This is a genomic window from Desulfovibrio sp. (assembly GCF_009712225.1).
GTDB lineage: Bacteria > Desulfobacterota > Desulfovibrionia > Desulfovibrionales > Desulfovibrionaceae > Desulfovibrio.
In genome coordinates this window covers 1-18,504 of the sequence record NZ_WASP01000020.1, presented here as the reverse complement: position 1 = coordinate 18,504, position 18,504 = coordinate 1, and the positions used below count along the sequence as shown (strand labels likewise).

The window sequence follows — 18,504 nt, the reverse complement described above, 5'->3', positions numbered from 1 at the left end:
CTACGGCCTATGAGTGACAAACATACCTTTGGGCTCCGTATTCGCGCCATTCGCAAAGAACATGGCTTCACTCAGGAGCAACTTGCCGAAATTCTTGATCGTTCTGTCGACACCATTTCGAAAATGGAGCGCGGAATAACCTTTCCAGGGTGTGACACTCTTATCCGCATTTCTGAAACTTTTTCCATTCCCCTAGATGTTCTATCCGATTGGTTTGCTTCTTCCTCAAACAACCCAGAACCGGAACGCATTGTTCTTGAGGCTCGCCTCAACACCATTGTGAAAGGTCTTAGTCTCCGCAACCTTCGTATCGCCGTCGAACAAGTCAGCATTCTGGCTCAACTGGCCGATGCGAGGGATTGATCCTCGATCCCCCTTCTAAAGTTCCGACACTCCTCTGCCATGACGACCAAATGGAAAACTGCAGATCGCGGCATCCGCTACCGCGAGCACAACGTCCGCAAGCGCGGAATTAGACCGGATCGGTATTACACCATCCGCCTGATCGTTCATGGAAAGCGCATCGAAGAGGCACTTGGCTGGAGTTCCGAGGGATGGACCTTGGAAAAAGTCCGCGATCAACTGCATGAGTTGCGCCAGGCATCGAAGATAGGAAGTGGTCCATTTACTCTCCGCGAAAAGCGGATCGTCGCTGCCGAGAATGCCAAAGAAGAGGCGAGGAAGGCCGCAGAAAACCCGCCTCCGGTAGATACGATAGCCGCATATTTTCGTGAGCATTACGAACCATGGGCCACCGCAACGAAACCCAAGGGATTTCCGAGAGAGAAAAGCATCTGGCGGGTCTGGCTCGAACCTTTGGTCGGCGACAAGCCAATCAAGAACTTTGTCATGCAGGACTGGGATGATCTGGTCAAGAAGCTCAACGAAGCACCACTGTCCCAACGCTCTCGGGAATACATCACCGGAACGCTTCGACGGATTTTCAAACATGCTTTGAACCGTCGCGTTGTCGCGGAAGGTCCCCCTGCCCCGCGCGTCATCGGCTGCACCGCACCGAAGGACAACCGTCGCCAACGCGTCATCACGGATGCCGAATTGCAGCTCCTTCTAGAAAAACTGAAGGCCCGCGATATTCGAGCCTGGCGCGTGACGCTGTTTGCCGCCAGCACTGGCTGTCGTGCCGGAGAAGCCTTCAATCTCACCTGGGCGCATCTCGACCTTGCCAATGCCAAAGCCACTTTTCCGAAAACCAAAAACGGCAGAAGCCGTACCGTCCCTCTGGGGAACCAGGCGATCACGATGTTGGCAGCCCTGCCGGTCGGCCGCCCCCAGGATTTCGTCTTCGTCAACCGACGCAGCGTCCAATACACCACCGCACCGGCGGCATTCCGCTGCTTGATAAACGAGATGAATTTGAACGATGGCCGGGAGCCGCTTGATCGCTTTTCATTTCACAGCCTGCGCCACATGGCCGCCACGCGCTTAGCCAAAACGCTGCCCCTGCGCGGCTTAATGGATATCCTCGGCTGGGAAGCTGCTACTATGGCGCTGCGATACAGCCATACGAGCGACGCCGACCGAAAGCTTGCGGCTGAAACCCTTGATACCGCCTTCCATATCCGCGGCCAAAAGAAAGACGTTAGTCGCTCGAGAAAGCGGGCTTAAGCGGTCATCCATAACGGCACTTGTGGGGACAACCCGGGGATATTTTCGGCCGCCGCCGCGATTTTTGTGCCCAAACCACTCGTCAGAGTAGTTGCTTTGTTTACCTGAGCATGCCCCCGAATCTTCGCCGCGGTTTACACATCTTCTGCGATTGCGCTGTCGCTGTCGAACACCGCGAACTTCGTGCTCGACAGCGGCGGAACGTGCGTTTCCGGCACCACAACCCTGGCCAAGGACGGGAGCTGCACGACACTGGTGAAAGCTTCGGCGTCGGCCTCCGGTTCCATCACCAGCACCCTGACCACGACGGCCAACAAATCGGCCTCGATCAACCTGGCAGGCACGGCGACAGGTTTCGATCCGTGCTCGGGTAGCCCGACAATTCCGACGACCTGCACCGACGGTACGATCTATGTCGGCCAGAGCAACGGCACGAATCTCTATATCCCCGCCAACGATAACAGCGGCGGCGTGAGTTGGAATGGTGGTACCTGGAGTAATACTGGCGCGAATAGCACTACGGACGGTCGGTCAAACACGAATTTGCTCATTGTGGCTAATGGCACCTCCGGGTCCTTCCAAGCTGCATTGCTGTGCAAGAACCTGAACAGCAGTGGCCATGCAGATTGGTATCTACCCGCCCAGAATGAACTCAATACGATCTGGCAAGCGACGCAGCTCGGCACGACGTCAAGTAATGCACTGAGGGCGACATTTAATCAAAGTGGGACCTGGCCAGCTGGCAACTACTGGTCATCAACGGAGTACAGTGGTCAGGATCTTGCGATGAGCCAACGATTTACCATTGGTGACAACGCTTTTTTCAGCGAAAACAACTATCTGTCTGTCCGCTGCGCCCGAAGATAACGGTTGGAGTCGGGGTCGGCTGATGCTCTTCACTTCGGCTGCAGCATCCACCTCCTGTCGCCGAAGAGACCAACACGGTCGGTAGCTGGCTACGGGGCTTTTTAGGTCGCTTGCCCAAAGGCTGACGGGACCAACCTACCGGCTTAGGCGCCGCCTTAAAGCCCGGTCGCCGGGCGCCTGACAAGTAATGCTTTCCGGGCGCTTGAAAGGGCGGGGACCACCGGATTGTGGGGGAGTCCCCCGGCTTACACATCTTCTGTGTTGAGCCTGTCGCTGACGAACACGACGAACTTCGCGTTCGACAGCGGCGGGACCTGCAGCAGCGGATCGACAACGCTCGCAAAAGGCGCGACGTGCACCGTTCTTGTGAAGTCTGATGCGAACGCGGCCGGCAGCCTGGCTGGCACGCTGTCGGCCGTCGCGAACAACACCGCTTCCATCACATTGACCGGTACGGCGTCAGGTTTTGATCCCTGTGCGGCCGTGGCTTCTGGCACGGCGATCCCGACTATCCTGTCGGACGGTACGATTTACGTAGGCACCACTGTCAATGGCGCAAATCTGTGTGTCGCCCCTTCCGACGCTGGGGCCAATATTCCGTACGACTCCGGTGTTGCAAATCCTGCAACAAGCACCAATCCGAGCAGTACGACTGATGGTAAAACCAATACGAGCCTGCTTGCCGCGGCCTCGGATGCCGGTGCGCCCTATGAGGCGGCACAAACGTGCGCCGCGCTCACAAGCAATGGACACGCCGACTGGTATCTGCCAGCGCTGAACGAGTTGAATACCGTTTGGCAGGCAACCCAGATGGGAACCGCAGCCAGCAGCAACTTGAAATCGACGTTTAATCAGAGCGGATCCTATCCGGCGGGTTGGTACTGGTCGTCGACGGCCCGTGGCACCAACGGCAACGCATGGCTGGAACGGTTCAGCGACGGGGAACAAACATACGGTAGCTATGCCAATGCGATACAGGTTCGTTGCGCGCGCCATCCGTGAGTCGCGCCGGCTTACACATCTTCTGCGGTTGGCCTTATTCTTTCAAACCCAACAAATTTCATCGCAGATGCAGGAGGCACCTGCGTTTCGGGGGCAACGGCGTTGCCTAGCGGGGCGAGTTGCACGGTACAAGTCAAGCCGCAGGCGTCGACCAACGGCGCGCTGTCAGGGACGCTGACCGCGGCCGCGTACAACAACCCGACGATCTCACTTTCAGGCACCGCTAGCGGCTTTACGCCGAACCTTACGTTGGTAGCCACCAGCGGCACGCCGTCGGCGATGAACGTCATCGGAAGCGCACCGGGCCACAGCCTGACCTATGGGGCGGACGTCGTCTTCACGGTGACCAACACAGGCGGCGCGACTGCGGCGGCGATGACCTTCGCCCTGTCGAACGCAAGCAACTTTGACTTCGACAGCGGTGGTACCTGCGTCTCTGGCTCGACATCGCTTGCCGCCGGCGCCAGTTGCACTATCAAGGTCCGCCCGCTGGCCTCGGCCGATGCCACCTATTCCGGCAATCTCACCGTCACGAGCAACAACAGCCTGTCGGCCGCCTTGTCCGGCACGGCGACCAAGCTCAACCCGGTCAGCCTGTCGATCGCGGCTACCGCCGGCACGCCGTCGGCGATGAATGTGACTGGTCCGGGCAGCCCGGCCTACGGCTCGAACGTTACCTTCACCATCACTAATGCTGCGGCAGCCGACTACACCTCGGCGGCGCTCGGTATCGCGCTGTCCAACACTACAAACTTCCAGTTCAACGGCGGTACCTGTACGACATCGACCACGTTGGCTCCTGGAGCTAGCTGTACCGCGGTTGTGCGTCCGGAGGCATCAGCCAATACCAGCTACAGCGGCACATTGAATGTTGTGGCCAACAATGCCCCGTTGATCTCCCTGGCCGGCACCGCGGTGGGCTGGACGGTCACGATCAACGCGCTGGTGGCGTCGAACAGCTACAATCTTGACTTCCGCACCCTGCTGCTCAATGCCGGCTGGAACGGCAGCACGCCGGTTGTTGGCACGGTGACGGTCAATGGTGGCGTAGTCGTCGGCTCCACCTCCACTTCGGCCTACGCTCTGACCGTCCAGGGCGCCTTCCCACCAGGATCGTCTCTGGCCCTGGTCAACAACGGCTATATCGTTGGGGCCGGAGGCGCCGGTTCCAGTACCAGTTTGGCTAGCAGCGGGTCAGGTGAAAAAGGTGGGAATGCATTGTACGTACAAATCCCTGTGTACGTGTCGAATGCCGGAGTAATCGCCGGTGGCGGTGGCGGTGGCGGTGACAACAGCGGTGGAGCGTCGTGGGTGGCAGGATCGGGCGGCGCGGGATTTGTTCCTGGCGCGGCCGGAATCGCGTCTCCATGGCAACAGGTGCCAAATGTGGCCGGTAACGTAGGGACGTTAACCGCGGGTGGCTCGAGCGCGCAAAATCCATACGACGACTCAATGGGTGGGGCAGGAGGTAACCTCGGGCAAGCCGGGGAGCGCGGTATGAATGGGGGCGGCGAAGCAGGTATTGCTGTGATAGGAAACAAAAATATTTCTTGGCTGGCCTACGGTAGCATCCTCGGTCCTGTAGAGTAGGTCAGACGCCCGAGATAGTGCCCAGTGTTCAGCGTCGCCGTCACCATTGGGCACTGTCGCCTATCGAGTGGCAAATCGTTCTGGATGCCCCTCATGCCTTGCAGCTGCTAGATCAAGCACCTTCCAGAATCTGGTAATCAAGGAAAGGGAACGAGGCAGGTTCTAACCTTAGAAAAATTCTATTCGCATTTGTACAGTTCACAGTAATAGTTGCTAGGCGATACATAATTGCAGGACCAAGAGACCTGATTATGCGTTGTGCATGCCGCTCCGGGTGTATTGTATGTAACGTCACTTGTAAATGTCGTTCCGGAGCCTTGATCTTTCCATGTATAACAACCTTGCGTATTGCACGACTGCACGGACTGCGACTGAATATTGCCACAACTATCAAATACGCTGACAGTTTGAGTGCCACCGCCACAGGTCGCCGAACATGCTCCTGTGGTTGTACTTGCGGACGCCGTACAAAATGCGCTGGCCGACCCGGAGAGTGTGAGTGAAGCCGTGTTGGTGGCGACAGCTGCCAAGACGGCTGAGTAAGATCCACCACGTGACGCCTTCGGAGTCACGATGGTCGTGCAGGAAGCCGCTTTAGACAGCGAAGACGAGCCGGAAACGCACGTCCCACCGCTGTTAAATGCGAAGTTTGTCATGTTCGACAGAGTGAGCCCAATCGCCGCGGATGTGTAATCCCCGGTGTTTGTGATCGTGAAGGTCACGTCGCTGCCGTAAGCCGGGTTTCCGGGACCAGTCACGTTCATCGCTGATGGATTACCATTGGTTGCAGCGATGGTGAGCGTCGCGGGATTCAACATGCTGGCGGTACCCGACACCGCCGCGGTCGGATTGTTGTTTGCGGTGACCTTCAAGGTGTCGCTGATGGATCCGTCAGCCGACGCCTTCGGAGCCACGATGATGGTGCAGTTCGCCCCCCCGGCCACTGTTTGGCCCGCCGCGCAGGTGCCGCCAGTGATCGTGAAGTTCGTTCCGTTGGCCATTGCCATCGCGAGCGCGGCCGAGGTCTGATCACCGGTATTCGTCAGCGTGAAGGTGACGGGCGAGCCGGTTGTCGAGACACTTGGGCTCGTACCAACGACATTCATCGCCGTCGGGCTGCCCGACGTCGCAGCCAGTGTCAGGGCTGCCGGATTGAACATGGACGCCGTGCCTGACAAAGCCAGGGTCGGAGTGTTGTTCACCGTGACGTTCAGATTGCCGGAAATCGGGCCGTCCGCCGTAGCCAAAGGCTTAATGCGAATGGTGCAGCTTGCGTTGATCGCTAGCGTCGTATTGCCATTCACGCAGGTCCCACCGGTATCGAGAGAGAAATTCGTGGTGTTCGACAACGCATAAGCCAGAGCCGCGGACGTGGTTCCGCCGCTGTTGGTCACGGTCACGGTGATATCGGTCCCGCTGGCTGGCGATCCAGGGCCAACGACATTCATTGCGCTCGCCGAACCCGAGGTAACGGCCAAAACGAGATTAGGCGCGAAGCCACTGCCCGTTCCTGCCATTGCCGCTGTCGGATTGTTGTTCGCGGTGACAACCAGATTTCCAGAATAGCTGCCGTTGGTGCTGGCCTGTGGCTTCACCAAAACGGTGCAGCTTCCACCAGGCGCAAGACTGGTTGTGCCGCTGGCGCACGTGCCTCCCGCGTCAATTGCAAAATTCGTCGGATTCGACACGGACAGCACCAGCGGCGCCGAGCTGTAATCCGACAGCGGCGAGTTGGTGATGGTGAAGGTCACATCGCTTCCGCTCGCCGGAGAACCAGGTCCGGTCACGTTCATCGCGGTCGATGACCCCAAGGAAGCTGTGACCGACAACTGCACCGGCGCCAACATCGATGCTGTGCCAACCAAAGAAATGCTCGGATTGTTGTTCGCCGTGACCGTCAGCTTGCCGGAATAGTTCCCGTCAACACTGGCACTGGGCTTGACCAGAATCGTGCAGCTCGCACCCATTGCCAGGGTAGTCGACCCATTTGCGCAGGTGCCACCGTCATAGGCGAAGTTCTGAATATTGCTGAGAGCAAAATTCAATACGGCCGATGTCGAGCCACCGGTATTGGTCACCGTGAAGGTGGTGTCCGAGCCGGAAGTCAGCGTGCCGCCTGGGGACGAACCCACGACATTCATCGCTGTGGCAGACCCAGAGGTCGCGGCGATCACAAGATTCGGAGCAAAATTGCTGCCGGTACCGGAAAGCGCGACCGAGGGATTATTGTTCGCAACGACATTCAGAGTGCCGCTATAGGAGCCTGGCACGCTGGCCAGCGGCTGGACGAGGATCGTGCAGCTCTTGTTGGCGGACAGCGTCGTGGTGTTATTGACGCAAGTGCCACCGGAGATCTGGAAGTTGGTCGTATTGGAGAGCGAGAAGTTGACAGGCTGAGAGGTGCCGCCAGTCGTATTGCTTACCGTGAAGGTCACCGCGCTGCCGACGGCCGGCGCCCCGGGACCGGTGACGTTCATCGACGTCGCAGCCCCGGAGGCTGACGCAATGGCCAGATTTGGGGTGGTGAACGAAAGGGTGACCTTGCCCCCTTGCCCCGCTGTCGCAGCCGAAACGGGAACGGCCAAGGCGCCATTCGTCAGGCTTATCGTGCCGATCGGCACATACGAGGCACCAGGAGCGACTGCAACGCCGTTGACCAGCACTGTGGTGGTGGAAGTGGTGCTGGAACTGGCGAACCAAGGAAGCGGACCGGCAGACTGAATACTTGACGGAAGCGCTGCAGATGTCACCGGCAAACTGCCGTCCGATGCGCGCAGAGACGTCGTGATGGCGGGGATACTAACTGTGCCGGATTGGCTTAATCCTACTTGCGTCTGTGCCAGCGATGGCAAAGATGAAGCGAGCCCGACCACTCCGCACGCAATGAGGGCCGCAATATTCTTGAGCCGGCTCATTTTCATTAAAACCCCTCCACCTTCGCTTCAGGCAAGCGCCATCGCCCGCAGTACAACTCTTTGGGATTTTTTTAGCAGCTTCGGTATCCGACCGGCAGGTCGCATTTCTCACGTTTCGTTATAGTTATTTCCCCCTTGTTCGCTGAAATCCGTGCTTGAAAACCGGTCGTTAGCTCGGCGCAAACAAAAAGGCCGACACTGGCATTTGCACCAGGGTCGGCCTCAAATGGCAGTCGCGGGGGAGGAGCGCGCAGCCTAAAACACTGCCTCTTATTGCTGGGTGGCGGTGAGCGAAGGTGACGTGACAGCCTGCACCATAGGCGCGGCGAGAACCGGTTTCGTTCCGCCCGAATTGACCGGGGGTTTCGCGTTCAATGTGCCTGGCCTGGGCGCAGGCGTCGTGCCCGGTCCATCGGCACTCGGTGTTGCATCAGGTTTGGTATTGAACGAGTTTCCGGACAATGGCGTGAAGCTCTTGGTATTTCCTTCCCCAGCCGCCTGGCCGATCTGCCAGCGCTTCGGCTCGATCTCGACATAGAGAAGACCACCCACCGCAAGGTCGCCGTCCTCGGTTTCCCAAGGACCAACCCAGATGCGCATAATCTTGGCTGGTGTGCGAACCGGCACTCGCCCATAGTCCGCTGTAACGGGCGTCGGAACGACCGGTCGTGGCTCGGCATTCATCGGCATCATGACGATGCCCTTGTCCGGGTCGCCGTCAGGACGTTCTGTTGTGCCATCCAATGCCGAGAGATCATCTCGACCAGTTGTCATGTCATAGATCTGCCTGGCAGATTTGCAGCGGATGATATTGGCGCCGCCTGGACAACTGAAGTCATCATCACCGGGGACCAGCGAGGAGCAGCCAGAGACCGACGCAGCCAGTAAAACGGCAAAAATACCGATAGAGATTTTATTGACCATTGTACTGGTACCCCATCATCTGGTTATTGTTCGCGCCGATCATCCCGCGGTTCATACCCAACATATTATTCATGCCCATGTTGGCATTTTGTCGGGTGCTGATGCCAGTACCGCCGTTGAAAAAGCCATTCTCGGAACCCGAGAGAGTTGGGCCGCTGGCTTTGCTGCCGTCGACCTCGGTCAACACTGTCGGACTGGTCATGATGATGTCGATGGAACGCCCAGGCGATATCTCAATGACCGGGAAAATCGCGTTCGCCTGGGCGATATACCATTGAGCCAGCATCTGCATGGCATTGCCGACACCGCCGGCTGCACCTGCTTGCAGGGACTCGGCGGAAAATGCCCGAGTGTACGCGGGATTGGTGGTCGAACCACCGGTACTCAGCGCTAATGTCGGCGTTTGTTGGAAGTTGAAGGCGCCGCCTATGCCCTGGGCGACGCCCGCCAAGATTGCTTTGCCGATCAACTGCCCCTGCTTCGAGACGAGATGGCCCGCGACACCGACCTGACCATCCTCGCCGGTGGCATACCCCTGCAAGCGCCCCTCGAGCATCCGCCCCTGCTTGTCGATGCAGCTGATTTTCTCGCCACGCAGGATCGCGCGCTCACTGCTTAGATCTCCATAGGCGGACATCAAAGCGAAACATTCGCGCAGATCTGCGCGGTACATGTTCGGCAGCAAAGTTTCTTTTTTGATGCGCAGCAAAGCTGGGAACGGATCTTGCCGGCCGCCTTGACCGGTCGGCACGGCCATGCCGGTGACCAATGTTGCCGAGGAGATGCCCATCGAGATCGGTCGCTTTACCAGGGCTTTGGTCGATTTTACCGCACTGGTGGCACTCTTATTCTCTGCCACAGTCTTGATAGTCGCGACCTGGACTTCGCCCGGGCTGACCGGATTGGTCCGCATGTCGGCTATCCCCGTGGCGGCTGCCGGCTTTCCCGGCGTTGCCACTCCGAGGAAGGCTTCATCCGGGGACACCTCGAAGCTGGACGCCTTGGGATGAGGCTCTTCCGAGGAACCGAGGCCCGCCTTCGTCGCTTGCGGTGGTGTCGCACCTGCTGGTGCTGTACCCGAGGCGCCGGCAACGGTCTGGACGGTTTTATGGTCAAAGTTCTTGATGCCGTTTTCCAGACTGTCGATGCGCCCTCCCAGTTCATTGATACGCTTGTCGCGCTCGACCTGGCTTTGAAAGCCTTGCTCCTTCAACTCACCGCGCATCTTGTCATTGGCGGTGTTGAGGTCCTTCACCGATGCCTGGAGCTTCTTGATTTCGGCCATCATGGCGCCCAGCGACAACGCGCGGGTGTCGTTGTCGGTGAAGACCGTGTCGACCGTGTTCTTCTTCTGCCGAGCTGTCGGCGCCGCTTGCTGCAGCAACTGGTTTGTCCCGAACAGGGCGGCGACCGAGACGCCAATAAGGATGAATTTCCGGGTTCTTGGCGGAAGGTCGGTATAAAACTTGGGCAGCTTCATGGTTTCGCCTTCAGCTCTTTGAGAGCATCCGTCATCGACTTCATCGCCTGTTGAGCATCCTTAAGACGACCTTCAAGGTCGGCGATCTTCGCTGCTCTTTCCGGATCGTCGTCCGAATCGGAAAGCGAACGGTCGATCGTCCCGTTACGCGGTGGCGGATCCACGGTTTCGATGGTTCCGTTGGGAACCGTATCGCGGGAGACACGCTGTTTCGCATTGCGTTGTGGGATTTCGACGGCCGCGATCCCGCTGGCGGCCATGAGTTTCTCTTGGTTTTCCGCGATCCGCCGCGTCGTTTCGTCAAGGCGAGCAAGTGCGGCCATGACCGAGCCGTTTTGCGCTCCATCCTTTCGGTCCGGAGCAGCGACACGCGATCCGGACGTTTGCTTTGCCGGCTGATCCAGCGGCGCCTGATTGTTCAGACCGAGATACTGATAAGTGCCGCCGAGAACGACCACCGCCGCGACGAAAAGGCCCAACTTGGCATTGGTCGACAAGTCTTTGAACGATTTCGGAAACTGCATGGCCTTAGTTCCTGATCAGAGAAGGACGAACGGTGCCGTTCATCTCCGGACGAATCCGATGACGCATGATCATCAGTTCGGTTTCCTGTCCGGCTTCGAGGTAATTGCGGGGCCAGAACGCGACGGCCATCACTTCGGCGGTGCCGCACCAATATTCCGCAGGTTCCATCGGACCTTCGGTGCCGTTCCTCAGCACGCCGACGAGGATCTGTGTTTCGCCACCGTCCAAGACTTGGGCGTGCTGCCATTCGACATTCAGGCCGGGCGGCAACGAGCAGTATGGCATCACATCGAACCGGTTGAGTTTTCGAAGAGTATATCCATCCGGCACTTTGCCAAGAGCCGCGAGGCGCATCGCCTGGCGGATGTCGGCGACATACGGCATTTGACCATTCGGATCGCCGTCACGTCCGTCAGTAGCACCCGATCCGACCGACGACATTTTGCTGGGAACCGGCGCAGTCACGTCTTCCGGCAGCGCCAGGGTGACTTCTTTCGGCGGGATCTGACGGAAGACCAAAGTCAATTCGAGCGCTAGTTCCTCGTTGTCGCCTTCGGTGATGTAAACTGATGCCGTGCTCTGGGTGCTCGAAGAGACGTAAATCACCGATCCCTTCACATCCAAAGTCAAATCAGCCGTGGTATGCAGCTTCGGTTTGACGAACGGGGTCACCAATCGGTTGAGGTGGCTGACCGCCACCGGCACGATCTGCACGACGCCGGGCCTCATCACTAGCCGGATCGGTTGGAGCATCTCCTGAGTGATCTGGTCCGACGGGTTTTGCACGACAGCGCCGGGCACGGTCGTCGCAGGCACCACCGGCATGCTCGTCGGCACGACGGGCATACCGCCCACCTGCTGCTGCAGCTGCGGGACCGATTGGGCCGACGCGATAAATGGAAGAACCGAAAGCGCCAGGCTTGCGCTGAGGACTCTAATGCGCCACGTCATTTCTGATTTCCCTTGTCTTCCGGCTTCTGGTTCTTCTTGAGCCGCTCTTCTGTCGCTTCTTTTTCCTGCATACGGTCCAGCGTCATCGGACGGCCGCTGTAACCGCGCATCGCGATCAGCTTCACGCGATAGAAATTGATCGCGAGCCTTATTTCATAGGTGAACTCGTGGCTGGCTTCGTTGCCCATGATGCCGATGCCGATGAGCTTACCGTAAACGAACAGCTTGTCGGTTTCCGGCTCAAAGGACACGCCGCGGGCTTCAAACCGCTGGGCAACCTGGTCGTCCTTAATTTTCTGAACTTCTTTGTCGATGCCGGCCGAGATCGAGGCATACAGATCCGAGGTTGCGAGCATCTGGATCTGGTCCTTGACGAACTCAATGTTGCTTGGTGATGCATTGCCGACCAGTTCGGCGATCGCCAGTGCCCAGGTGGTGTAATAGTTTTGGGTCGCGTTCTTCTTCGTGATCTTCGCCGTCTCAAACAATTCCGGCGGTTGGAGGATGACGATCTCACTCTTGAAAATCGTGTAGAGCACGAGCATCAGGTTTGAGGCGACCATCGCAGCGAGGAGAAACGTTTTGCGCCTGTCGCTGGAGACCGCGTTGTTCAGCGTCTTCTTGAACCCAAACAAATTCATGGAAGGAACTCCCGGTCCAGCGCTTCCGGGATCAGGTGCGACTTTTTCCCGACCAGGCTCAGTGGAACGATCCCGGTCCAGTAAAGCGCGTGCAGCGCGTAGCCGTCCGGATGATTGTCCCGATACTTCGTCCAGCGGTTCATGATGACCAGGCCGATCGCGAAGCAAATAAGTTGCTGGTGCAGCAGAACACCGAACATCGCGGCGACGATCACCGGCAGAATTTCATCGAACTGCCAGAAAAGAAATTGGAACGGCGCATCAATGTGCCGAGGGATGTAAACGGGTTCTTTGCTCATGCCTGCCGCTCGATTAAATCAAGGACAACGGCATCATATCGACCCCCCTCCTCTCCTTAATACGGCCAATTCATACCCGGTTTTGTAAGTAATTGGCCCTGTTTTCGTTGTTGACAACGCGGTCAAATGTCCCAATGCGCCTACATTGGGGATTTCGAGTGAGCAGCTCTGAGCCACCGCAATTTGAGGCCGCCCAGATAGGGCGCGGCTTGGCCTATATCTTTCGGAACCACGAGATATTGGCGATCTTGCAGGTCACCGAGACCCTGGTGAGCGACGCCGATCTCATGGCCATCGCGAACGTTATGGCGGCGGCTCACGACCTTCAGGCAGCGGCGCTCTTTGCGCAAGGCGTCTTGGCGCAAGTTGGCACACCGACAGCTGGCGAGGCTGTTAATCGGTTGTCTGCCGCTCTCGCCGCCGCCGCCGGCAAGCAAGCGCCCGCTCCAGCCGATATTCCTTCTCTTCCGGTCACCGTAAAAGCAGACCCTCACCTCGACGAGATGGTCCAGCGCCTGCGTGACTTGCTCGAAGACATCCTTGATTGGGCTCGTTTGCCGGATCGGCTGGCGAACCGCGTCAGGGCCGAACTCCATGGTGATGGCGGATGACGCAACCGTTCGTGCGCCCTCGCCCCCTCCGTATTGATCTGACCGCTATCCGCGGCCAGCGCGAAACCTATTTCCGGGGAGAGCGGCGATGAGCGAGAGGGAGTCCAGGCGCGAATATTGGGTTACGTTGCCCGACGGCACCGGATGGTCGCCCGAGCGCCGAGCAGAACAACCGGCCGCCTGGCAGGAAGCTCTTCAGAAGGCCAAGGGCTTCAAGATCGCCTGCTTTTGCAAATGCGTCGAACAGGAAGCTCCGCTTTATATTTTCCAGCGGGCTGGCGTCTTCTATCTGGCGCGGTACCCGAACTCCGGGCATGTCCACAGCACGGATTGCCATTTCTATGCGCCGGCGATCGAGACCACCGGCCAGGTCGCCTATGCCGACGATGTGATCACCGAAGCCTCAGACGGCACCAAGCGGATCCGCTTTGATTTTGCACTGGGTCGAGAACTTGGCCAGCGCGAACCGGCGCCGGTCACGCCTGCACCTCGCGGTCCATCGTCGACCAGGCGCACTCAGATGAGCATCCTGGGCCTGCTCCATTACCTATGGTCGGCTGCGGATCTGCAGCGTTGGCACCCGAGAATGGTTGGAAAGCGAAATTGGGCCGTGGCCAAGCACCGGCTCGACGAAGCCGCCGTGGACATTGTTCAGCGTAGCGTGAGGATGTCTCAGCGCTTGATCGTCCTGCCGGCAATGTCTGGCCCGAACCTGCACCAGAGAGTCGGCACTGAATTGCAGGAAAAGGTTCATTGGGCGACGTCCGGCGACAAGCGGGCGGAAATCCTCCTTTTCATCGGCGAATTAGTGAACACGTCGGTCGGCGGCAAATCGACGCGCATCACTCTCTCCCGCGCCGATCAGCACAAACTGACTTTTTACAGCACAACGCAATTCTGGGGACGCTGCATCGAACGTTTCCCAGCCCTTGGCTTGCATCGAAAAATCGCCGGTGAAGCCGACCGCACCATCGCGATTATCGCTGCTGAGGTCCGTAAGCGTCATGACGGCTCGATGATCGGCGATGTCAGCGCAGCTGGTTTTCTTTTTACCACTGCGGAATTCATCCCGTTTGCGAGTTCCTACGAGAAAATCGTCACCCGCAAGCTGATCGACCAAAACCGTTGGTTCGAAAAGCCCTTGCGCTATGACGCGGCTGAAGACGCCGTCTTGCCGGACTTTGTCTTGCTCGACACCAATACGCGCTACCTGCCGATGGAAGTCTATGGGCGGAACAGCGATGACGAATACCGAAAGCACCGCGACCTGAAGCGTGCCCTTTATCTGCGCACCTATGGCGCCGAGAACTATTGGGAATGGAATGTTGATCCCAATCAGGTCGATGCTGTTCCCCCCTTTCCCAGCAAGTCATTTCAACGAGTGGCCGCCAATGCGAGTCGATAAATCCGAGCGTTCGCTAACGCTTCCTTTACTTAAGCAACGCATCGAGCAGGCCGATGACTGGGGTCGAGCCGTCGAGGATTGCAAGGAACCGATCCTGATTGTCGATGATGCCGGCCGCATCACACATTTCAGCGAGGCGTTCGCGGTCATCACCGATCCCTTGCCGCAGCCACCCGGAGTATCGGCTGTTCGCCTTTGGCATCCCAGCTATCGCTCGAAGGCTGCAATTGCCAATATTGTCGACACCCTCCGCCGCGAAGAGATGTGGCGTGGCGCCATCTACAATCGCCGCCGGGATGGTGCGCCCTACTGGTTGACTGTGACGATCTGGCCAATAGAAAACGCCCAGATGCCGACCCATTATCTGCTACTCGTCAATTCTGTTTCCGGTCATGGCTCGACCCATCTACTGTTCGATTATCTCACCCATCTTCCAAACTGGGGGCCTGCCAACGATTTGCTGGAAAAGGAACTTTTGTGCGATGGCGTCAACAAGGTTGTGTCGCTTATCCAGGTTCGCTTGGAAGGACTGCAGGAGATCAGCGACTCTCTCGGGCACATCGCGGCCGATTCGATCCTGATCGAAGCCGCCCGTCGTCTCTACGCAGCCGAATGTGCTCCCGCTGCAATTTCTCGGATCAGCAATCAAGATTTTCTGCTTGTAATCGCCCGCGACAACCTGGAAAGCGCTACCACCGCCGCGGCCGAGCAAATCCTGAAGGTCATGAGCGCACCATTCGAGGTGCAAGACAGGGATATGTCGATCTCGGTTCGCCTCAGCGTCACCTCGGCGCCGATGGATGGTACGACTAGCGACCAACTCTTTCAGAATTGCAGCATCGCCATGTCGTACGGTCGGAAGAGCAAAAGCGCGATTACCTTTTTCACGCCCGAAATGCAACGCCGGACGGCCGTTCGATGGGAACTCTTCACCCAATTGCGGACGGCCTTGTCGCGCAATGAATTCTCTTTGCAATACCAGCCGCTCATCAGCACCTCGACTGGAGAGATGGTTGGCTGTGAGGCTCTGCTGCGCTGGCACAATGAAGCACTCGGCCAGGTTCCTCCCGACCGCTTCATTCGCTTGGCCGAGGAAAATTCGCTGATCGTCCCAATCGAAGCGTGGGCGCTGCGCACAGCGTGCCGCCAAGCAATGGCTTGGCTCAACGAAGGCCGTCAGATCGGCCGTATCGCCGTGAATGCATCTCCCCTGCACTTCCAACAGGGCAATATCGTCGATGATGTCAAATACGCGCTCCGCGAGAGCGGGTTGCCGGCCCAGCGCTTGGAAATCGAAATCACCGAGAGTTCGGTGATGGACGATTCTCCCGATGTCGCTGCGGCGCTGGAGAAATTAGTCGAGTTGGGTGTTCGATTGTCGCTCGACGACTTTGGGACCGGCTACTCGTCGCTGACATATTTGCGCCGCTATCCCTTCCACACCCTGAAAATCGATCGGTCCTTTGTTCGCGATCTGCCAGGAAAAGACAGTTCCTGCGTCTTGATCAAAACGATCATCACCATGGCGAAGAGCTTGAATCTCAAAGTCGTCGCGGAGGGCGTCGAGACCCTGCAGCAGGCCCAGTTTCTGAGGACTGAAGGCTGCGACATAGTCCAAGGTTATCACTACAGCCGTCCTTTGACCGTGGGCCAGATCGAGGAAGTCTTGCCCCCTCAGACGACACGCACCTTTCGCCCCTATCTCGTTGCCGGTGGTGGCGGGGAATGATTCTTGCCCCCTTGCTCCGCTGGGTGCTCATTCCCCGGCCGGCGAGCCTGTTTGTCCTGCTGGCGGCCTGGTACAGCGTCTTCTGGTTCCTGCGTTACGCTTTCTGGCGCCCCACCGTCGTCAGGCTGCCAGGGACTGCCGCGCATGAGCTGTGCCATCTGATGGTTGGTTTTGTCACTCTGGCGCGACCGGAGAGATTTTCGATCATCCCGCATAAGACCGAAAACGGTTGGTTCCTCGGCTCAGTGGAGTTCGAGCGGGTCAACCTCTGGAACGGCGCGCCGACGGCGCTTGCCCCCCTGTTGCTGCTTCCTATCGGCACCAAACTACTCGACGGCTGGGCCAAGCCGCTATGCCTCACCCATTCCTGGCTGCCGGCGATATTCGCAACCTGGGTTATCGTCAGTTGCTGGCACAGCTGCTGGCCATCACGGCAGGACTGGCGCATGGGCGGGCCGTCTGCAGCCTGTTACGCCGGGTTTTTCGCTTTATGTTGGTTGTTCGGCTATGATCTGCGGTTCTTTGAAACGCTGCTTTTCCAAGCGTTACGCTCTGTGGACGAGAACTTTCATCAGCCGGCAGGACATTTCGGATGGCTGCTGATACGCTGGTTTAGCTTTTGATCAGCCGGGGGCAGATGCTCTTGTGTTGGGAGCGGATGCCCGCGATATGACATTGCGGATGCCACAACGGCGCGGAGGTCGACTCGGGCGAGGCCGGCGCGATCGGCAGGCGGTTTGGGACCGCGGAAGTCGGTCATGAATTTGTGGCTCGACCTGCTCCAGGTAAGCTGCCAAGAGAGAGTTCTTGGAGGGGATGATGCAGCTCCAACCTAACCTTACCAGCATCGCAGGTGTGCAACCTGTTGCTCACGACGGCGTTCGCGCGCCTGGTGCCGAGGGATTCTTCCGTCGGCGTGGCAGCATTCGGATCAGGATACTCAAGGTCTGTACGGAAGCGCCGAACGAAGGATTGCTTGAGGTGGAAAGCGTCGATTCCGGCACGGCCGATAAACCGATGCTCATCCATCCGGCCGCCTTCATTCCGGAAAGCGAAGCCGACAACGACACCACGTCCGCAGCGCCGCACCAGCGCGCCGTCGGCTGGCCTTGAGGGCTTCCTAGGGCGGCAACCAATCCAACTGAGATTGGGGGCCTTGGGGCCGGTAACTGCCTAAGGCCTGTTGACATTCAATAAGTCGTCATACCCGGCCTTGAGCCGGGTATCCACGTCTTGCGGCCCCGCGGTCCGTGGATGGCCGGGTCGAGCCCGGCCATGACGAAGTAATAGAACGGGGTCTTCAGAAGATCAGGCATTTTTGTGCCTTTCGCAAAATTAGTTGCTCCCAGACTCGGTTTCTGATTCAAGGATTCATCTTGTGTGGAGCCTTGAATGCCGCGGTACCGATTGACTGATGAACAGTGGGAACGGATCAAAGACCTTCTTCCGGGCAAAGCGACTGACCCCGGCAGAACAGGCCGTGACAACCGCTCATTTCTTGAAGCCATTCTCTGGATTGCCCGCACCGGATCGCCGTGGCGCGATCTTCCGGAGACGTTGGGAAATTGGAATTCCATCTTCGTCCGCTTTCGCCGATGGGCCCTGAAAGGCGTCTTCGAACGGATTTTCGAGACCTTGTCCGGAGACCCGGACTTCGAATATGCCCTCATCGACGGCACCATCGTCCGGGTCCACCAGCATGGAACCGGTGCAAAAGGGGGACTCAAAATCAGGCCATAGGCCGATCGCGGGGCGGCCTGACCACCAAGATCGTGGCTTTGGTCGATGCTCTCGGCAATCTCGCCCGCTTCATTCTTCTGCCGGGCCAGCGTCACGACAGTATCGGTGTCGAACCTTTGATCACCGGCATTTCCTTTGACGCCCTCCTGGATCGAGCCGAACCTTTTCGGGAAGGTCGGGCAGTATTTCATCGTCTTGA

At 58.3% G+C, this 18,504-nt stretch carries 19 protein-coding genes and 1 pseudogene; 12 read left to right on the top strand and 8 right to left on the bottom strand.

Annotation, left to right across the window (positions count from 1 at the left end; all coding sequences use genetic code 11):
• Positions 1 to 9 precede the first annotated feature (9 nt).
• From F8N36_RS16210 to F8N36_RS16195, 4 genes are all read left to right on the top strand, one after another.
• Positions 10 to 363, top strand: a complete 354-nt coding sequence (locus F8N36_RS16210) for a helix-turn-helix transcriptional regulator (protein ID WP_291334134.1) — start codon at positions 10 to 12, stop codon at positions 361 to 363.
• Between the two features lie 39 nt (positions 364 to 402).
• Positions 403 to 1,626 carry a site-specific integrase gene (locus F8N36_RS16205; RefSeq protein WP_291334131.1) on the top strand — a complete coding sequence of 408 codons (1,224 nt, stop codon included), beginning with the start codon at positions 403 to 405 and terminating at the stop codon, positions 1,624 to 1,626.
• 183 nt (positions 1,627 to 1,809) lie between these two features.
• Positions 1,810 to 2,493 carry a DUF1566 domain-containing protein gene (locus tag F8N36_RS16200; RefSeq protein WP_291334129.1) on the top strand — a complete coding sequence of 228 codons (684 nt, stop codon included), beginning with the start codon at positions 1,810 to 1,812 and terminating at the stop codon, positions 2,491 to 2,493.
• Positions 2,494 to 2,754: 261 nt separating this feature from the next.
• Positions 2,755 to 3,495: a DUF1566 domain-containing protein gene (locus F8N36_RS16195; RefSeq protein WP_291334127.1), complete on the top strand. Its 741-nt coding sequence runs from the start codon at positions 2,755 to 2,757 to the stop codon at positions 3,493 to 3,495.
• Positions 3,496 to 3,506: 11 nt separating this feature from the next.
• On the opposite strand, the gene F8N36_RS16190 is transcribed toward F8N36_RS16195, so the two are convergent.
• Entirely contained in the window at positions 3,507 to 3,785 is a 279-nt protein-coding gene (locus tag F8N36_RS16190; RefSeq protein WP_291334126.1) for a hypothetical protein, read from the bottom strand.
• On the opposite strand from F8N36_RS16190, the gene F8N36_RS16185 reads away from it, so the two are divergent.
• On the top strand, positions 3,775 to 5,085 hold the full coding sequence (locus tag F8N36_RS16185; RefSeq protein ID WP_291334125.1) for a hypothetical protein: 1,311 nt from the start codon (positions 3,775 to 3,777) through the stop codon (positions 5,083 to 5,085). The genes F8N36_RS16190 and F8N36_RS16185 overlap by 11 nt on opposite strands.
• A 179-nt stretch (positions 5,086 to 5,264) precedes the next feature.
• Here the strand turns inward: F8N36_RS16185 and F8N36_RS16180 are convergent, their stop codons facing one another.
• Positions 5,265 to 7,562 (bottom strand): hypothetical protein, encoded by a 2,298-nt coding sequence (locus tag F8N36_RS16180; RefSeq protein ID WP_291334124.1) that lies wholly within the window; start codon positions 7,560 to 7,562, stop codon positions 5,265 to 5,267.
• Positions 7,563 to 7,590: 28 nt separating this feature from the next.
• Here F8N36_RS16180 and F8N36_RS16175 point away from each other — a divergent pair, with 28 nt between their 5' ends.
• The gene (locus F8N36_RS16175; protein WP_291334123.1) at positions 7,591 to 7,806 is read left to right on the top strand and encodes a hypothetical protein; all 216 of its coding nucleotides are present in this window, start codon (positions 7,591 to 7,593) and stop codon (positions 7,804 to 7,806) included.
• A 464-nt stretch (positions 7,807 to 8,270) separates the two neighbouring features.
• On the opposite strand, the gene F8N36_RS16170 is transcribed toward F8N36_RS16175, so the two are convergent.
• The 6 genes from F8N36_RS16170 to traL are packed head-to-tail and all read right to left on the bottom strand — an operon-like array spanning position 8,271 to position 12,820.
• Positions 8,271 to 8,924, bottom strand: a complete 654-nt coding sequence (locus F8N36_RS16170; RefSeq protein WP_291334121.1) for a TraV family lipoprotein — start codon at positions 8,922 to 8,924, stop codon at positions 8,271 to 8,273.
• Positions 8,914 to 10,404: a TrbI/VirB10 family protein gene (locus F8N36_RS16165; protein WP_291334119.1), complete on the bottom strand. Its 1,491-nt coding sequence runs from the start codon at positions 10,402 to 10,404 to the stop codon at positions 8,914 to 8,916. The genes F8N36_RS16170 and F8N36_RS16165 overlap by 11 nt, the downstream gene beginning before the upstream one ends.
• Positions 10,401 to 10,928 carry a hypothetical protein gene (locus F8N36_RS16160; RefSeq protein WP_291334117.1) on the bottom strand — a complete coding sequence of 176 codons (528 nt, stop codon included), beginning with the start codon at positions 10,926 to 10,928 and terminating at the stop codon, positions 10,401 to 10,403. The genes F8N36_RS16165 and F8N36_RS16160 overlap by 4 nt, the downstream gene beginning before the upstream one ends.
• A 4-nt stretch (positions 10,929 to 10,932) precedes the next feature.
• On the bottom strand, positions 10,933 to 11,880 hold the full coding sequence (locus F8N36_RS16155) for a type-F conjugative transfer system secretin TraK (RefSeq protein WP_291334115.1): 948 nt from the start codon (positions 11,878 to 11,880) through the stop codon (positions 10,933 to 10,935).
• On the bottom strand, positions 11,877 to 12,521 hold the full coding sequence (locus F8N36_RS16150; RefSeq protein ID WP_291334113.1) for a TraE/TraK family type IV conjugative transfer system protein: 645 nt from the start codon (positions 12,519 to 12,521) through the stop codon (positions 11,877 to 11,879). The genes F8N36_RS16155 and F8N36_RS16150 overlap by 4 nt, the downstream gene beginning before the upstream one ends.
• Positions 12,518 to 12,820: a type IV conjugative transfer system protein TraL gene (gene traL, locus F8N36_RS16145; RefSeq protein WP_291334111.1), complete on the bottom strand. Its 303-nt coding sequence runs from the start codon at positions 12,818 to 12,820 to the stop codon at positions 12,518 to 12,520. Before traL ends, F8N36_RS16150 begins: the two co-directional genes overlap by 4 nt.
• A 209-nt stretch (positions 12,821 to 13,029) precedes the next feature.
• Between traL and F8N36_RS16140 the strand changes: the two genes are divergently transcribed.
• From F8N36_RS16140 to F8N36_RS16115, 6 genes and pseudogenes are all read left to right on the top strand, one after another.
• Positions 13,030 to 13,431, top strand: a complete 402-nt coding sequence (locus tag F8N36_RS16140; RefSeq protein ID WP_291334109.1) for a hypothetical protein — start codon at positions 13,030 to 13,032, stop codon at positions 13,429 to 13,431.
• Positions 13,432 to 13,519: 88 nt separating this feature from the next.
• On the top strand, positions 13,520 to 14,836 hold the full coding sequence (locus tag F8N36_RS16135; RefSeq protein WP_291334106.1) for a DUF1173 family protein: 1,317 nt from the start codon (positions 13,520 to 13,522) through the stop codon (positions 14,834 to 14,836).
• Positions 14,823 to 16,565, top strand: a complete 1,743-nt coding sequence (locus tag F8N36_RS16130; protein WP_291334104.1) for an EAL domain-containing protein — start codon at positions 14,823 to 14,825, stop codon at positions 16,563 to 16,565. The genes F8N36_RS16135 and F8N36_RS16130 overlap by 14 nt, the downstream gene beginning before the upstream one ends.
• Positions 16,562 to 17,188 carry a hypothetical protein gene (locus tag F8N36_RS16125; protein ID WP_291334102.1) on the top strand — a complete coding sequence of 209 codons (627 nt, stop codon included), beginning with the start codon at positions 16,562 to 16,564 and terminating at the stop codon, positions 17,186 to 17,188. Before F8N36_RS16130 ends, F8N36_RS16125 begins: the two co-directional genes overlap by 4 nt.
• 196 nt (positions 17,189 to 17,384) lie before the next feature.
• Positions 17,385 to 17,678: a hypothetical protein gene (locus F8N36_RS16120; protein WP_291334100.1), complete on the top strand. Its 294-nt coding sequence runs from the start codon at positions 17,385 to 17,387 to the stop codon at positions 17,676 to 17,678.
• A 279-nt stretch (positions 17,679 to 17,957) separates the two neighbouring features.
• A pseudogene (locus F8N36_RS16115) lies at positions 17,958 to 18,504 on the top strand (IS5 family transposase); the annotation flags it as partial.

What these genes read in the sequence shown, in the direction of transcription:
- F8N36_RS16205 (WP_291334131.1), top strand. Translation starts at nt 403, where the DNA reads ATGACGACCAAATGGAAAACTGCAGATCGCGGCATCCGCTACCGCGAG.
- F8N36_RS16160 (WP_291334117.1), bottom strand. Translation starts at nt 10,928, where the DNA reads ATGCAGTTTCCGAAATCGTTCAAAGACTTGTCGACCAATGCCAAGTTG.
- F8N36_RS16150 (WP_291334113.1), bottom strand. Translation starts at nt 12,521, where the DNA reads ATGAATTTGTTTGGGTTCAAGAAGACGCTGAACAACGCGGTCTCCAGC.
- F8N36_RS16175 (WP_291334123.1), top strand. Translation starts at nt 7,591, where the DNA reads ATGGCCAGATTTGGGGTGGTGAACGAAAGGGTGACCTTGCCCCCTTGC.
- F8N36_RS16125 (WP_291334102.1), top strand. Translation starts at nt 16,562, where the DNA reads ATGATTCTTGCCCCCTTGCTCCGCTGGGTGCTCATTCCCCGGCCGGCG.
- F8N36_RS16130 (WP_291334104.1), top strand. Translation starts at nt 14,823, where the DNA reads ATGCGAGTCGATAAATCCGAGCGTTCGCTAACGCTTCCTTTACTTAAG.
- F8N36_RS16190 (WP_291334126.1), bottom strand. Translation starts at nt 3,785, where the DNA reads ATGACGTTCATCGCCGACGGCGTGCCGCTGGTGGCTACCAACGTAAGG.
- traL (WP_291334111.1), bottom strand. Translation starts at nt 12,820, where the DNA reads ATGAGCAAAGAACCCGTTTACATCCCTCGGCACATTGATGCGCCGTTC.
- F8N36_RS16185 (WP_291334125.1), top strand. Translation starts at nt 3,775, where the DNA reads ATGAACGTCATCGGAAGCGCACCGGGCCACAGCCTGACCTATGGGGCG.
- F8N36_RS16165 (WP_291334119.1), bottom strand. Translation starts at nt 10,404, where the DNA reads ATGAAGCTGCCCAAGTTTTATACCGACCTTCCGCCAAGAACCCGGAAA.
- F8N36_RS16180 (WP_291334124.1), bottom strand. Translation starts at nt 7,562, where the DNA reads ATGAACGTCACCGGTCCCGGGGCGCCGGCCGTCGGCAGCGCGGTGACC.
- F8N36_RS16120 (WP_291334100.1), top strand. Translation starts at nt 17,385, where the DNA reads ATGCAGCTCCAACCTAACCTTACCAGCATCGCAGGTGTGCAACCTGTT.
- F8N36_RS16170 (WP_291334121.1), bottom strand. Translation starts at nt 8,924, where the DNA reads ATGGTCAATAAAATCTCTATCGGTATTTTTGCCGTTTTACTGGCTGCG.
- F8N36_RS16210 (WP_291334134.1), top strand. Translation starts at nt 10, where the DNA reads ATGAGTGACAAACATACCTTTGGGCTCCGTATTCGCGCCATTCGCAAA.
- F8N36_RS16155 (WP_291334115.1), bottom strand. Translation starts at nt 11,880, where the DNA reads ATGACGTGGCGCATTAGAGTCCTCAGCGCAAGCCTGGCGCTTTCGGTT.
- F8N36_RS16135 (WP_291334106.1), top strand. Translation starts at nt 13,520, where the DNA reads ATGAGCGAGAGGGAGTCCAGGCGCGAATATTGGGTTACGTTGCCCGAC.